Raw genomic sequence first — 11,914 nt, 5'->3', positions numbered from 1 at the left:
GTGAGCAATATCGAACCCATGCCGGAGAACCAGCGGTACGACCACTCCCCGGTCGCCGATCAGCACAGGTACGAACGCGGTGGCGACGGCTCCGGCGTACGGCGTACGGCGCTGATCATCCACACCGTCGCCGACATCGCCGCCCTGTTCCTGGGCCTGTGGATCCTGCTGTTCCTGCTCGAGGCCAACCAGGGGAACGTATTCGTCGAGTTCGTGGAGGGCGTCGCGGACGGCTTGGCCTGGTGGTCACAGGACATCTTCACCATGGACACAGAGGGTCTTCGAGTTCTCCTCAATTACGGTCTGCCCGCCGTCATCTACCTGCTGATTGGACACGGAATAGCCGCACGAGTCCGCCGTCTCTGAATCGGCGTCGAATTCATCCGCCGTCCGGGTGTGTGAAGAACTGGAAACCATTCAGTACCGTGCGGCGAAGAAATCGGCGAATCGGGCGCCCATGCGCAGATACGCCGCTGCGTTCGGGTGCAGGCCGTCATGCAGGTCCGCCGTCTCGTCCGGTCGCAGCAGTGCCCGCCCGTCGAGATGCTCGAGGGCGGGGTCGGACCGCTGCCGTTCCCGGACGAGGCGCGCCAGGTGATACCTGGCCGAGGCGAGGGTGAGCGCACCCAGTGGGATGTCCCGTGGGTCCCCCACGGCGTGGACGGTTCCGGTGTCGGGGTCGACGGCGAGGGGGCCGGGACGGTCCTCGAGGGCCGGGCAGGGTACGGGCGAGACGATCAGCAGGGGTACGTCGGGGTGTTTCTCACGGACCGTGTCGAGGAAGCCGTGGACGGCGGGCCAGAACGTCCGCAGTCGCATCACCGCGGCGCCGACGATGTTGACGCCGATCTCGAGGCTGATGAAGTCGGCGGGCAGATCCCGGATGGTGCGCGCCACGCAGGGATCGATCATCGCGTTGCCCGAGAGGCCCAGATTCGTCAGATGAAGATCACGGGCCGTCGCCGCGACGGCGGGCCACATCCCCGTGGGGCCGTCGGCTTCGGCGCAGTGGCTGATGGACGACCCGTAGTGGACCCACCGCCGTTGTGAAGCGATCTGCCGCGACGGCAGGACCGGCAGATCGCCGCGGAGGGAGACGAGATCGCTGACGGCGGTGTGCGGCAGCCAGATCTGGATCTCCTTCTCGCCGGGCGGGAGGCCGGGAAAGCCGATCGTCTCCGCCTCCCCGGACACGAGCGTCGCGGCGCTCGTCGCCGTCGCGGGCAGCATCAGGTCACCGCCGGTGAGTGGCTCCCTGCGCGCGAGGCGTCCGTCGACGAGCAGGTCGACGGACGCGGGTGCCGGTTCACCACCGCGGCCCGGCGCACGGACGGCATGCAGGGTCAGCTCCAGGTGGGTGGCCGCGGTCCGCAGGGCGAGCCGTACGCCGGCGGACAACTGCGCCTCCAGTTCGAAGAACGGGTCGAGCACCTGGTCCATGGCCCACACGGGCAGTCGCAACGGGCGCAGGCCCCGTTCGTTGCGCTGCAGGCCGGTGGCCCCCTCGATGGAGATCAGGGCGCTGGGGAAGCCGCTCTCGTGGTGGAGCGTGGTCATACGGGGCCGGCCTTTCGCAGTCCTTGTCGTCGGTACCACGTACCCGGCCGTTCGCCGCGGCAGTCAGTCGTCGGGCGGCAGGAGCGTCCCCAGCGGGCCGAGGTCGAGGTTGAGGTCCTTCATGCTCAGCCCGTACCGCTCGCACAGCCCGGCCATGCGGTCGTGCAGCAGCATGAGTGTGGCCCCCAGCCGTTCCTCCTCTTCCTCCGTGAGATCGCCCTGGTCGACGCGGTGCAGCGCCTGCCGCTCCATGAGCTGGCGCAGCAGCTCGACGAGGGTGAGGACCAGTTTCATCAGGTCCCGTTCGACCGTGTCCGGGTCGGTGCGGATCCGGCGGGCGGGCGCGTGCGGAAGGCGCTCCGACGCGGGGAGATCCTGCGGGGCCGCCGGGAGGAGACGGAAGGCGCGGGCAGCGGCGTCGGCCACCTCGTCGAGCCGCTGCGGGACGCGCGGGGCGTCATCGGACATCGGGGTCGCCTCCGGGCAGCGGCCGGATCCCGGCGTCACGGGCATGGCGGTCCCCCTCCGGGAGCGCCCGGGCCCACAGCGTCTCGGCGCTACCGGGCTCGCGGTCGCCTTCCGGAAGCGTCCGTGCCCACAGCGGCCGGGTCTCGGCGTCCACGGACACGATGAGGGCCCGTAGCGAGACGCGGACCAGGTCGATGTCGGCGATGGACAGCAGGACGTCCCCGGTGATGACCACTCCGCCGCTGAGGAGGCGGTCCAGCAGGTCGATCAGGGCGACCTGTCGCTGGGGAAGGGGTTCCTTCCCGGGGAGGGGGTCCGCGGCACCGGGTACGGCGGGCTCCGTCATGGCCGCCCTCCTCCCTGCGAGTCCTCCTCCACGTTCTCTTCCACGTCTTCCGCCACCTCGACGGCCGTGTCGGCAGGTGCCGCGAACGAGTAGGGCGCCCAGGGGCCGGTGATCTCGACGCGTACGCCCGGCAGGTCGTCGGCGGCCCCGGCCACTTCTGCGCGGAACGCGTCGGACCGGTCCTCGGCCAGCAGATACGCGTCGTTCACGACGTTCTCGCCGTTCGAACCCGCGAGTTCGCCCTGCTGGACACGGTGACGGGCCCGGTCGGTCGCGAACGCCCGCCCGGCGGCCTCGATACGCTCCGCCGCCGTCCGCGCCGCCCGGTGGGCGTGGTCACGGAGGTGCCGCTGCGCGCGGCGCCGGCTGAGATAGGCGCGTCCGGGGCTGAGATCCCTGTCGGAGGAGGCGGGGGGCGCCGGGGGCTCGGGTGCTTCCTCGGGAGGCTCCACGTAGACCTTGACGCCCCACTCGACGTGCCCTTCCAGCCGGTCCAGAAGCCGGGCGAACCCGTCCCGGTCGGCTTCCAGCGCGTCGCGGGCGCGTTCATCGCCGAGGTACACGGTCGCGAGCCGCAGCGGCAGAACGGTCGTGGCGGCGCCGAGAGTCTCGATCACCGCGTTGTGGGCCCGCGCGACCGACTCCAGCCACTCGAGATCCTCCAGGTGCTGCCGCAGGGCCTGCTCGTCGAAGTCCAGCGCGCTCACGGAACTCGCCGCGAAGGCGATGTCCCCGGCGCCGCCACCCGACACGACACGCACCGGCGCGCCCGCCACACCGGCCAGCCCCGCCGCGGACTTCCGCAGCACCTCGGTGTCGCGGGCGACGGCATAGACGTAGGTGACGTGTGCGGTGTCCTCAGCGGTCATCGGATCCCGTTCCTCCGCGCTTGCGGGTGCGAGGCGCCGCAGGCTTGGCGCGAGGCGCCGCACGCCTGGTGCGAGGTGCCGCAGACGCTTCCTCTCCGGACTCCGTCAGCTCCTCGACGCTGTCTTCGTCGGCAGGCCCGGTCACTTCCCCGAGGCCGGTGCGGCCGGTCACTTCCCCGCCGCGCCGCAGGGCCTCGATCTCCTCTCGCAGGCGGCGGTTCTCGGCGGCCAGCGAGCGCTCCGGAGCGGCCCGTGACGACAGGGAGGGATCGTGCTCCCACCAGTCGATGCCCATCTCCTTCGCCTTGTCCACCGACGCCACCAGCAGCCGGAGTTTGATGGTCAACAGCTCGATGTCGAGCAGATTGATCTGGATGTCGCCGGCGATCACGATGCCCTTGTCCAGCACTCGTTCCAGGATGTCGGCAAGGTTCGCGGACGAGCCCTGCGCGTACTGCGGCGCTGCTCGGGAGGGGTAGGAGCCGGTCCTGCCGGCCAGGGGTTCGGTCACGATCGGACCTCGCGTTTCCCGGTGCGTAAGGCGTGTTTCCCGGTGCGTGCGCGTCAGACGCACGGTGGACGGAGTGCCGGTGTCAGGCCCCGTCCTGCGACCGGTATTCCATGATCTCTTCCAGTCGGTCCAGCAGCTCGTCCTCTCGCCGGTCGAACGTCTCCTCGTCGATCTCGCCCGCCACCAGCTGTGCCTCGAGCTCTGCCAGGGCACGGTGGATCGGCGCGGGATCGTAGTACTCGTCCTCCGCTGCCTCCCGCACGCGCTCGACCACCCACACGACACCGCGCACCGGCGCGAGCGGGAGGGTGACGATCTGTGTCAACAGGCCCATGGTGATCACCCCCATCCGTTGCGTCACACGAAGCTGTACGGCGGCAGTGGCCCGTTCAGCCGGAAGTTGTAGCCCTCGCCCATCTGGTTGGCGACGCTGAGCTGGGTCGTGAGGAAGAGCTCCTCCTGGTCCTCCGCCACCAGGAAGGACACGTTGACGAAGTCGTCGCCGGTGGGATCGGAGGTGCTCAGGTCCCGTGCGAAGGGGCGCAGGGCCTCGATCACACCGGACGCCAGGGCTTCCTGCCTCGCCTGCACCTCCGCCGCCACCAGTTCCCCGAGGCGCATCGGCAGTTCCGCGGACGTGTCGCCGCCCCGGATCCGGTCGTTGAGCTCGCGGGCCGTGTCCGACTCCAGAAGGATCTCGCGGAGCAGCGCCTCCTCGTCCTGCGACGCCTTGAGGTTGTATTCGGTGCAGCTGTCGAGCTGCTCCAGGCGCTCGGTGTACTTCGCCGCGTCCTTCTCCAGCGCCTCCCGCACGGCGTCGTCATCGGCGGCGGTGAGGCCGAAGCGCAGCGGCAGGACGGTGCCGTCGGCCATGAGGTGCTCCTGCACCGTCTGGTGCGCCATGACATCGCGGCGCTTGGGCCGCAGGCCGTCGGGCGCGTCGCTGACGACCGCGCAGAGCGGGCCCGCGACCACCTTCCGCAGGGCCACCGGCGGGTCTCCGATCCCCTCGACGCCGTCGAGGCGCAGCGGATGCCGCTCGGCGGTGATCGAGTAGACGTATACGGCCATGGTCGCTCCTCACTGCGGTCACTGCTGCCGGTCACTCCCGCCCGCGTTCGCGCCGGGCGGTACGCCGGACCGGCTTGCGCCTCTCCACCCGCTGCGGCTCGGACTCTTCCTCGTCCTCGCTCTCCTCGTCGCGCCCGCTCTTCCCGCCGCTCCCCAGTGCGTCGGTCACCGCATCCACCGCGCCGCCGAGGGCGCCCTTCGACTTTCCGCGGGCACCGCTCTCGACGGTGTCGCCGACGATGTCGGTCAGCTGGGCGGGCGCCTTTCTGCCGGACTCGAGGTCGAGTCGGTTGCAGGCCTCGGCGAAGCGCAGATAGGTGTCGACGCTGGCCACGACGATGCGTGCGTCGATCTTCAGGATCTCGATGCCGACCAGGGAGACACGGACGAAGACGTCGATGACGAGTCCGCGGTCCAGTATGAGCTCGAGGACGTCGTAGAGATTTCCGGAGCCGGCGCCTCCTCTGGAGACGCCCCCTCCGCCTTGCGGCACCACGGTCATGGTGCCTCCCTTCGTCGCTGGGCCCTCGACAGGACCGTCGGAAGGTCCGCTCAGGACGGCCGGTCGATCTGTCCGCGCGTATAGCGCCGGGTCCGCCGGTACTCCACGAGATCGCCCTCGTCGTCCAGGTTGACCCTGTAGCTGGCCAGCACGCTGGTGGTGTCGGGGATCCGTTCCAGCTCCAGCACCTCCACGTCCGCTTCCCAGCCGTCCTCGGTGCGTTTGAGCGCCGAGACGGACTCGGGCGGGCGCCCGAGCAACTCGGAGAGCTGGTCGGCCGCGGAGCGCATGATCGTCGCCGCCTTGGGCTTGGTTCGCCGTTTGGCGGGTTCTGAGGAAGCCATAGGACCTTCTCATCGGTCTGAGTCGACACCGCTCGTCGCGTGCGAAACGTACAATTGCAGGATATAGGCATATATTCCGCTGTCCTGGCGGGCTGTCTGCCTCTCGGCTCCCGCATCCCCAACACCACGGCACGGAGCAGGCATTGGAACAGTCCGCAGGCCCTAGGCTGCATGGCATGGGCATGGGCAACGCTGCACACCCGGGCCGGCGTCGTTTCATCGGGGCGCTCTCCGCCGTCGCCGCCGCTGCCGTACTGCCCGCGTGCGGAGCGCCACCGGACTCCGCCTCGCGGTCACGATCGCAGATGGCCCCCACCCCCACCCCCCGAGCCCGCACGGAGCGGCCGCTGTTCCTGGGGACGTACACCTCCGTCGCAGGGGGAGGGAAGGGCATCGGGCTGGCCACGTACGACGAGCGCACCGGTCGGATCACCGGCACCGGCGTCGTCGAGGGCGTCGGCGACCCCTCGTACCTGGCCCTCCACCCCTCGAGGCGGACCCTCTACGCCGTCGACGAGCGGGAAGCCGGCGCGGTGACCGCCGTACGGCTCGCCGAGGACGGCCGGCACCGGGTGCTCGGCAGCCGTGACACCGGAGGCGCCGCCCCCTGTCATCTGTCGGTGCATCCCAGCGGAAGGTGGCTCTTCAGCGCCAACTACGGCTCCGGCAGCGTCGCCGTCCATCCCATCGCCGCATCGGGCGCGCTGGGCGAGCGTACGGAGCTGATCACGCACCGCACCCCGCCGCCCGGGCCGGGACAGCAGGGACCGCACGCCCACCAGATCGTCACCAGCCCGGACGGCGGCCACGTCCTCGCCGTCGACCTCGGCAACGACACCGTGTACACATACCGCCTCGACACCGCGGCGGGGAGGCTCACCGAGGTCTCGCACCTCACGCTGCGGACCGGCGCGGGCCCCCGGCATCTGACGTTCCACCCCTCGGGCCGCCATGTGTACGTGGCGAACGAGCTCGACAACACGGTCGTGGTCTGCGCATACGACCGCCGGAGCGGCGAACTCGGTCCGGGCGAACCGCAGTCGACCGGAACGGGCCCCGGGACCAGCTACCCCGCCCAGTTCGTCGTCACCGGCGACGGCAGGTACGCGTACCTGGCCAACCGCGGTCACAACAGCCTGACCCGCTACGCGATCGAGTCCGGCGGCTCCCGCCTGCGTCTGCTGGACACCGTCCCGGTCGGCGGCGACTTCCCCCGCCACATCGCGCTCTCCCCGTCCGGCGGCCTGCTCTTCGCGGCGAACCAGCGCTCCAGTACGGTCACCGTCTTCCACGTCGACAGGAAATCGGGCGAACTGCGCCCCACCGGAACCGCGTTCACGTCACCCGTCGCGGTGTGCGCGCTGCCGCTGTAGACGCACCGACCAGGGCGCCGGCCCATTCACGTGGGGCGGCACAGCTGCGGCTTGTCCAGTTCGGCACAGGGGCGGTGGCCGTGCGAACGGAGGATGTCCCTGCCGACCTCGTTGGCCAGATGGCGCAGGAACCCCGCGGCAATGGAATCGGCGGGCGGCTCCCCGTAGGTGTACGCGAACTCGGTCTGCCTTCACCTTCCGTTGGTTTCCGGCGGCGGTCTCGGCCCTGGGGGTTGCTTCGGCTGGAGCAGGTCCCACCTGTTGCCGTACAGATCCTCGAAGACGGCCACCGAACCGTACGGCTCGTGCCTCGGCTCCTCCAGGAAGCGCACGCCCGCCGCCGTCATCCGGGCGTGGTCGCGCGCGAAGTCGTCGGTGTGCAGGAAGAAGCCGACCCGGCCGCCGGTCTGCGCGCCGATGCTTGCCCGCTGGCCCTGGTCCCCGGCACGGGCGAGCAGCAGGCCGGTGCCGGGTCCGGATCCGGCCGGGCGGACGACGACCCATCGGGTGCCGTCGCCCCTGTCGGTGTCCTCGACCAGCTCGAAGCCGAGGGCGTCGGTGTAGAAGGCGATGGCCTCGTCGTAGTCGCGGACGACGAGAGTGACCAGGGCGATGCTCGGCATAAGGGTACGTTATACGTATTACGCCGGGTGCGACAATGGTCCGCATGCCCGTCCCGCAGTACCTTCCGCCGCATCTCCTGGAGCGCGCCCGCTCCCTCGCCGCGACCGGCGGCCGACGCATCCTCGGGATCGCCGGGGCCCCCGGAGCCGGAAAGTCCACCCTCGCCGTCCACCTTGTCGACGCGTTGGACGGGCCGGCCGTGCTCGTCCCCATGGACGGCTTCCACCTCGCCCAGCAGGAACTGCTGCGCCTCGGCCGTGCCCACCGCAAGGGTGCCCCCGACACCTTCGACGTCGCCGGATACGCCGCCCTGCTCGCCCGGCTGCGGGACCACGGCACCCGAGCCACCGTGTACGCGCCCGCCTTCGACCGGGCCCTCGAGGAGCCGGTCGCCGGGAGCATCCCCGTCGACCCCGGCGTCCCCCTCGTTGTCACCGAAGGCAACTACCTGCTGCACGACGAAGGGCCCTGGGCGCGGATCCGCCCGCTCCTCGACGAGGTGTGGTTCCTGGAGCTCGACCAGGAGGAGCGGGTGGCCCGGCTCGTCGACCGGCACGTGCGCTTCGGCAAGGAACGTCCGCACGCCGAGAGCTGGGTCCGCGACAGCGACGAACCCAATGCGCGGCTGATCGGCCGCGGCCGCGGCCGGGCCGATCTTGTCGTCCCGATGAGCCGGGGCGATGCCGGCCCGATGAGCCGGGACGATGCCGGAGACACTCCGTTCATCTGATGTCGGTACGCTCGAATGACTGACACGTTGGAGCGGAGGGCGGTTGACGTGGGGCTGTTCCGACGAGGGCCGAAGCGTGATGGACGCGATGCGCCCCGGGACCCCGAGTTCTCCTTCTTCTCCGCCGACGAAGGCGCACGGTTCCGCTCCCTGGTCCGTGAGGCGTTCGCCGAGCGGGGCCTCGAGGTGACGGTCTACGCCGACATGGTCTCCGACAGTGCGGGGCGGCAGTTCGGGCTCGGCAACCTCGCCGCGGTGTGCCACAACGACGACCGCGGACCGCGCGCGTGGTCGGAGCTGGTCCATCAGCACGTCGGCATGGTGCTGCGCGCCATGGACGCCCCGTCCGCGCTGGAGACTCTGCCCCCGGAACAGATCCGCGCCCAGCTGTACCCCCGCGTTGTCGGCGCAGAGGGACTGGACCCGCGGAACTTCGCCTACGCCCGTCCCGTCGCCCCCGGCCTGTACGAGATCCTCGCGCTCGACCTCCCCGAGAGCGTCATGATGCTCACCGACGAGGCCCTCGAACCGCTCGGCGACCTGCCCTATCTGCGCGACCAGGCGCTCTACAACCTCCGTGGCCTGCCGGTCGAGGCGCACGAGACCGTCAAGGACTCCGAAGGCATGCACTTCGAGGTCGTACTCGGCGACTCCTTCTACACCGCCAGCCGGGTCCTGGCGCTGGAGACGCTCGTCAGGCAGGTCACCGGGGAGGAGCTGCCCGCCGACGGCGCGCTGGTGGCCATGCCGTTCCGGCACCAGCTGGCGTTCCACGCCATTCACGACACCGGCATGCTGTCCGCGCTCAACGCGATGGCCGCCTTCGCGGCCACCGGCTTCGAGGACACCCCGGGAGCCATCAGCCCGTATGTGTACTGGTGGCGCGGCGGCACTCTCACCCAGCTCAGCAATCGCGACGAGGACGGCGAGGGGCTGCAGATCGTGATCGGCGAGGAGTTCCAGGCGCTGCTGGAACGGCTGGTCGCCGAGGAGAACCGGCGCTTCGGCGACGAAGGCTGAGCCGGCCGGCACTCCTTGTTTGCCGACGGCGGAGCGGGCGACCGGCGCGCCGCGTTGACCGCGTCACTCGTGCCGGTGGTTCCGGTCGCGTTGTCGCAGGTGGGGGCAGTTTCAGGGAGCTTTGGTGCGGCACAGTGGACGGATGCGCTCTTCCCGGATTTCTGCTGTCCCCGTCCTTGTCCTGCTCGCTGCGACCGGCTGTGTGACGGGTTGTGTGTCCGTTCCCGCCGCGCCGCCCGCACCGGCGCAGAGTCTGGTGCCTGCGGGGGAGCGGTCCGCGCTGCCCGTGGAGCGGAGCCGGCCGGTCCAGCCGTCGGCGCGCGAGGCACTGGCCTCCACCGGCCCGAAGGAGAAGCGGCAGAAGGAACGGGAGCCGGAGAGCCGGCCGGTGCGCGAGCAGCGGCCCGCGGCAGCTTCGCCACGCGCCGAGCCGGCCCCTCCGGTCCGCCGCGCCCAGGCGTCCGAGCGCAGGGCGCAGCGCCCCCGCCCGCATCAGTTCCGGCACCCGCAGCCCCGTGCGTCGTACGACATGAGCAGCGTGTGCGACGCCGCCGACGGCGTCACGGACCCGAACATCACCGCCCTTTGCCGCGACTCGTACGGCTCCAGGGGGCGCTGACCCCGGACTCATGAGCGTGCCGGCACGAGGCACGCGGCTCACGAGTCGGCGAGCACTGCACAGCTCTGCGGCGGCAGGTGCAGCAGACCCTCGGCGTCCGGTGGCCGTACCTCGCCCCATGCCGCGGCAATCCGGCCACCGCCGCCCAGCGGAATCTCGGCCGGCTCCTTGGCGAAGTTGACCGCCACCCGCAGATCGCCGCGCCGGAACGCCAGCCAGCGTGCCTGCTCGTCGAAGGCGACCTTCACCGCCGCCAGGTCCGGGTCCGACAGATCCGGCAGGGCGCGGCGCAGGGCGATCAGCTCCCGATGCCACGCCAGAAGCCCGGCGTGCGGCTCCCGCTCCCGCTCCGAGCGGTCCAGACAGGAATGCTCCCGGGTGGCCGGGTCCTGCGGGTCGGGAACCTGCTCCTTTGACCAGCCGTGCTCGGCGAACTCCCGCCGCCTTCCCGCCCGTACGGCTTCCGCGAGCTCCGGGTCGGTGTGGTCGGTGAAGTACTGCCAGGGCGTGCCCGCACCCCACTCCTCGCCCATGAACAGCATCGGTGTGTACGGGCCGGTGAGTACGAGTGCCGCCGCGCACGCCAGCAGCCCGGGGGAGAGGGTGGCGGACAGCCGGTCGCCCAGCGCCCTGTTGCCGATCTGGTCGTGCGTCTGCGCGTAGCCGAGGAAGCGGTGCGCCGGAGTGTTCACCACGTCGATCGGCCGGCCGTGGGTTCGGCCGCGGAAGCCGGAGTAGGTGCCGTCGTGGAAGAAGACGCGGGTCAGCGTCTTGGCGAGGGCCGCCATCGGAGCCTGGGCGAAGTCCGCGTAGTACCCCTGCGACTCGCCCGTCAGGGCGGTGTGCAGGGCGTGGTGGAAGTCGTCGTTCCACTGGGCGTGGATACCGGTACCGCCCTGGGCGCGGGGTGTTGTCGTCCGAGGGTCGCACCGGTCCGACTCGGCGATGAGGAACAGCGGACGGCCGAGATCTCCGGCGAGCCCGTCGACCGCGGCCGCCAGTTCCTCCAGAAACGTCAGCGCCCGGTTGTCGGCCAGCGCGTGCACCGCGTCCAGCCGCAGCCCGTCGAGGCGGTAGTCACGCAGCCATGCGAGCGCGCTGCCCAGCAGATAGGCGCGCACCTCGTCGGACCCGGGGGCGTCCAGATTGACCGCCGAGCCCCACGGCGTGTGGTGGGTGTCGGTGAAGTACGGGCCGAAGGCGGGCAGATGGTTGCCCGACGGGCCGAGGTGGTTGTGGACCACGTCGAGCACCACGCCGAGGCCGTGCCCGTGCGCCGCGTCGACAAAGCGCTTCAGTGCCACGGGGCCGCCGTACGGCTCGTGCACCGACCAAGGGGAGACACCGTCGTAACCCCAACCGTGCACACCGGGAAAGGAACACAGCGGCATCAGCTCCACATGGGTGATGCCCAGCTCGGCAAGCTCACCGAGCCGTTCGGCAGCCGCGTCGAGCGTCCCCTCGCGCGTGCAGGTGCCGACGTGCAGCTCGTACAGGACCGCACTCGCCAGACCCCGGCCCGCCCAGTCCCGCCGCCACGCATAGGCGTCCTGCTCCACGACGGCACTCAAGCCGTCCGGGCCGTCCGGCTGGCGGCGCGAGCGGGGGTCGGGCCGCACCGGGCCACCGTCCAGGGCGAAGCCGTACCGGGCGCCGTCCCGTGCCGCCGCTTCCGCGAACCACCAGCCGTCCCGCCCCTGAGCCCGCTCCATCGGGTGCTCCGCACCCTCCAGCCACAACGTGACCCGCTCCTCGGCGTTCGGCGCCCACACCTCGAACAGCAGCACAGGAGGTCCCCTCGTCGTCGATGCCCCTGACACCCGTCCCGACCATCCTGGCAAGTCCGTGCCCTCCAGGCGGGACGCTTGGGCCATTGAGGT

Annotated in this window: 15 protein-coding genes and 1 pseudogene; 5 read left to right on the top strand and 11 right to left on the bottom strand. The window is 71.0% G+C overall.

The features are described from left to right. Positions 1-18: 18 nt before the first annotated feature. Entirely contained in the window at positions 19-366 is a 348-nt protein-coding gene (locus tag ACZ4SA_RS07090; protein ID WP_468270822.1) for a hypothetical protein, read from the top strand. A gap of 51 nt (positions 367-417) precedes the next feature. Here the strand turns inward: ACZ4SA_RS07090 and ACZ4SA_RS07085 are convergent, their stop codons facing one another. From ACZ4SA_RS07085 to ACZ4SA_RS07045, 9 genes and pseudogenes are all read right to left on the bottom strand, one after another. Next, entirely contained in the window at positions 418-1,557 is a 1,140-nt protein-coding gene (locus ACZ4SA_RS07085) for a GDSL-type esterase/lipase family protein (protein WP_468270676.1), read from the bottom strand. Positions 1,558-1,620: 63 nt separating this feature from the next. Next, positions 1,621-2,025 carry a gas vesicle protein K gene (locus tag ACZ4SA_RS07080; protein ID WP_468270674.1) on the bottom strand — a complete coding sequence of 135 codons (405 nt, stop codon included), beginning with the start codon at positions 2,023-2,025 and terminating at the stop codon, positions 1,621-1,623. 127 nt (positions 2,026-2,152) lie between these two features. Next, positions 2,153-2,371: pseudogene (locus ACZ4SA_RS07075) on the bottom strand (gas vesicle protein); the annotation flags it as partial. Then, on the bottom strand, positions 2,368-3,240 hold the full coding sequence (locus ACZ4SA_RS07070) for a GvpL/GvpF family gas vesicle protein (RefSeq protein WP_468270672.1): 873 nt from the start codon (positions 3,238-3,240) through the stop codon (positions 2,368-2,370). The pseudogene ACZ4SA_RS07075 and the gene ACZ4SA_RS07070, both read right to left, overlap by 4 nt. Next, positions 3,230-3,751 (bottom strand): gas vesicle protein, encoded by a 522-nt coding sequence (locus ACZ4SA_RS07065; RefSeq protein ID WP_468270670.1) that lies wholly within the window; start codon positions 3,749-3,751, stop codon positions 3,230-3,232. Before ACZ4SA_RS07065 ends, ACZ4SA_RS07070 begins: the two co-directional genes overlap by 11 nt. Positions 3,752-3,833: 82 nt before the next feature. Further along, complete coding sequence (locus ACZ4SA_RS07060) at positions 3,834-4,085, bottom strand: gas vesicle protein GvpG (protein ID WP_468270668.1); 252 nt, start codon at positions 4,083-4,085, stop codon at positions 3,834-3,836. 23 nt (positions 4,086-4,108) lie between these two features. Then, on the bottom strand, positions 4,109-4,822 hold the full coding sequence (locus tag ACZ4SA_RS07055) for a GvpL/GvpF family gas vesicle protein (protein ID WP_468270666.1): 714 nt from the start codon (positions 4,820-4,822) through the stop codon (positions 4,109-4,111). A 31-nt stretch (positions 4,823-4,853) separates the two neighbouring features. Beyond that, a complete protein-coding gene (locus tag ACZ4SA_RS07050) occupies positions 4,854-5,324 on the bottom strand; it encodes a gas vesicle structural protein GvpA (RefSeq protein ID WP_468270664.1) in 471 nt (156 codons plus the stop codon). Positions 5,325-5,374: 50 nt separating this feature from the next. Continuing rightward, complete coding sequence (locus tag ACZ4SA_RS07045) at positions 5,375-5,668, bottom strand: gas vesicle protein GvpO (RefSeq protein WP_468270662.1); 294 nt, start codon at positions 5,666-5,668, stop codon at positions 5,375-5,377. A gap of 176 nt (positions 5,669-5,844) precedes the next feature. Here ACZ4SA_RS07045 and ACZ4SA_RS07040 point away from each other — a divergent pair, with 176 nt between their 5' ends. Then, positions 5,845-7,041: a lactonase family protein gene (locus tag ACZ4SA_RS07040; RefSeq protein ID WP_468270660.1), complete on the top strand. Its 1,197-nt coding sequence runs from the start codon at positions 5,845-5,847 to the stop codon at positions 7,039-7,041. Positions 7,042-7,232: 191 nt separating this feature from the next. On the opposite strand, the gene ACZ4SA_RS07035 is transcribed toward ACZ4SA_RS07040, so the two are convergent. Further along, positions 7,233-7,664 carry a VOC family protein gene (locus ACZ4SA_RS07035; protein WP_468270658.1) on the bottom strand — a complete coding sequence of 144 codons (432 nt, stop codon included), beginning with the start codon at positions 7,662-7,664 and terminating at the stop codon, positions 7,233-7,235. A gap of 44 nt (positions 7,665-7,708) precedes the next feature. Between ACZ4SA_RS07035 and ACZ4SA_RS07030 the strand changes: the two genes are divergently transcribed. The 3 genes from ACZ4SA_RS07030 (at position 7,709) to ACZ4SA_RS07020 (ending at position 10,034) form a co-directional block, all read left to right on the top strand. Next, a complete protein-coding gene (locus ACZ4SA_RS07030) occupies positions 7,709-8,395 on the top strand; it encodes a nucleoside/nucleotide kinase family protein (protein WP_468270656.1) in 687 nt (228 codons plus the stop codon). 48 nt (positions 8,396-8,443) lie between these two features. Continuing rightward, positions 8,444-9,415, top strand: coding sequence for a hypothetical protein (locus ACZ4SA_RS07025; RefSeq protein ID WP_468270654.1), 972 nt, complete (start codon positions 8,444-8,446; stop codon positions 9,413-9,415). Positions 9,416-9,557: 142 nt separating this feature from the next. Next, positions 9,558-10,034 carry a hypothetical protein gene (locus tag ACZ4SA_RS07020; protein ID WP_468270652.1) on the top strand — a complete coding sequence of 159 codons (477 nt, stop codon included), beginning with the start codon at positions 9,558-9,560 and terminating at the stop codon, positions 10,032-10,034. Positions 10,035-10,072: 38 nt separating this feature from the next. Here the strand turns inward: ACZ4SA_RS07020 and treZ are convergent, their stop codons facing one another. Further along, entirely contained in the window at positions 10,073-11,818 is a 1,746-nt protein-coding gene (gene treZ, locus ACZ4SA_RS07015; RefSeq protein ID WP_468270820.1) for a malto-oligosyltrehalose trehalohydrolase, read from the bottom strand. Positions 11,819-11,914 lie beyond the last annotated feature (96 nt).

It is taken from the genome of Streptomyces sp. NPDC027962, assembly GCF_055566095.1.
Note: the sequence above shows the minus strand (reverse complement) of the source record. Positions and strands in the feature narration are given on the sequence as shown.

Coding starts and splice junctions, on each gene's coding strand:
- ACZ4SA_RS07050 (WP_468270664.1), bottom strand. CDS start 5,324: ATGACCGTGGTGCCGCAAGGCGGAGGGGGCGTCTCCAGAGGAGGCGCC.
- ACZ4SA_RS07080 (WP_468270674.1), bottom strand. CDS start 2,025: ATGTCCGATGACGCCCCGCGCGTCCCGCAGCGGCTCGACGAGGTGGCC.
- ACZ4SA_RS07020 (WP_468270652.1), top strand. CDS start 9,558: ATGCGCTCTTCCCGGATTTCTGCTGTCCCCGTCCTTGTCCTGCTCGCT.
- ACZ4SA_RS07055 (WP_468270666.1), bottom strand. CDS start 4,822: ATGGCCGTATACGTCTACTCGATCACCGCCGAGCGGCATCCGCTGCGC.
- ACZ4SA_RS07045 (WP_468270662.1), bottom strand. CDS start 5,668: ATGGCTTCCTCAGAACCCGCCAAACGGCGAACCAAGCCCAAGGCGGCG.
- ACZ4SA_RS07085 (WP_468270676.1), bottom strand. CDS start 1,557: ATGACCACGCTCCACCACGAGAGCGGCTTCCCCAGCGCCCTGATCTCC.
- ACZ4SA_RS07030 (WP_468270656.1), top strand. CDS start 7,709: ATGCCCGTCCCGCAGTACCTTCCGCCGCATCTCCTGGAGCGCGCCCGC.
- ACZ4SA_RS07060 (WP_468270668.1), bottom strand. CDS start 4,085: ATGGGCCTGTTGACACAGATCGTCACCCTCCCGCTCGCGCCGGTGCGC.
- ACZ4SA_RS07070 (WP_468270672.1), bottom strand. CDS start 3,240: ATGACCGCTGAGGACACCGCACACGTCACCTACGTCTATGCCGTCGCC.
- ACZ4SA_RS07035 (WP_468270658.1), bottom strand. CDS start 7,664: ATGCCGAGCATCGCCCTGGTCACTCTCGTCGTCCGCGACTACGACGAG.
- ACZ4SA_RS07040 (WP_468270660.1), top strand. CDS start 5,845: ATGGGCATGGGCAACGCTGCACACCCGGGCCGGCGTCGTTTCATCGGG.
- ACZ4SA_RS07090 (WP_468270822.1), top strand. CDS start 19: ATGCCGGAGAACCAGCGGTACGACCACTCCCCGGTCGCCGATCAGCAC.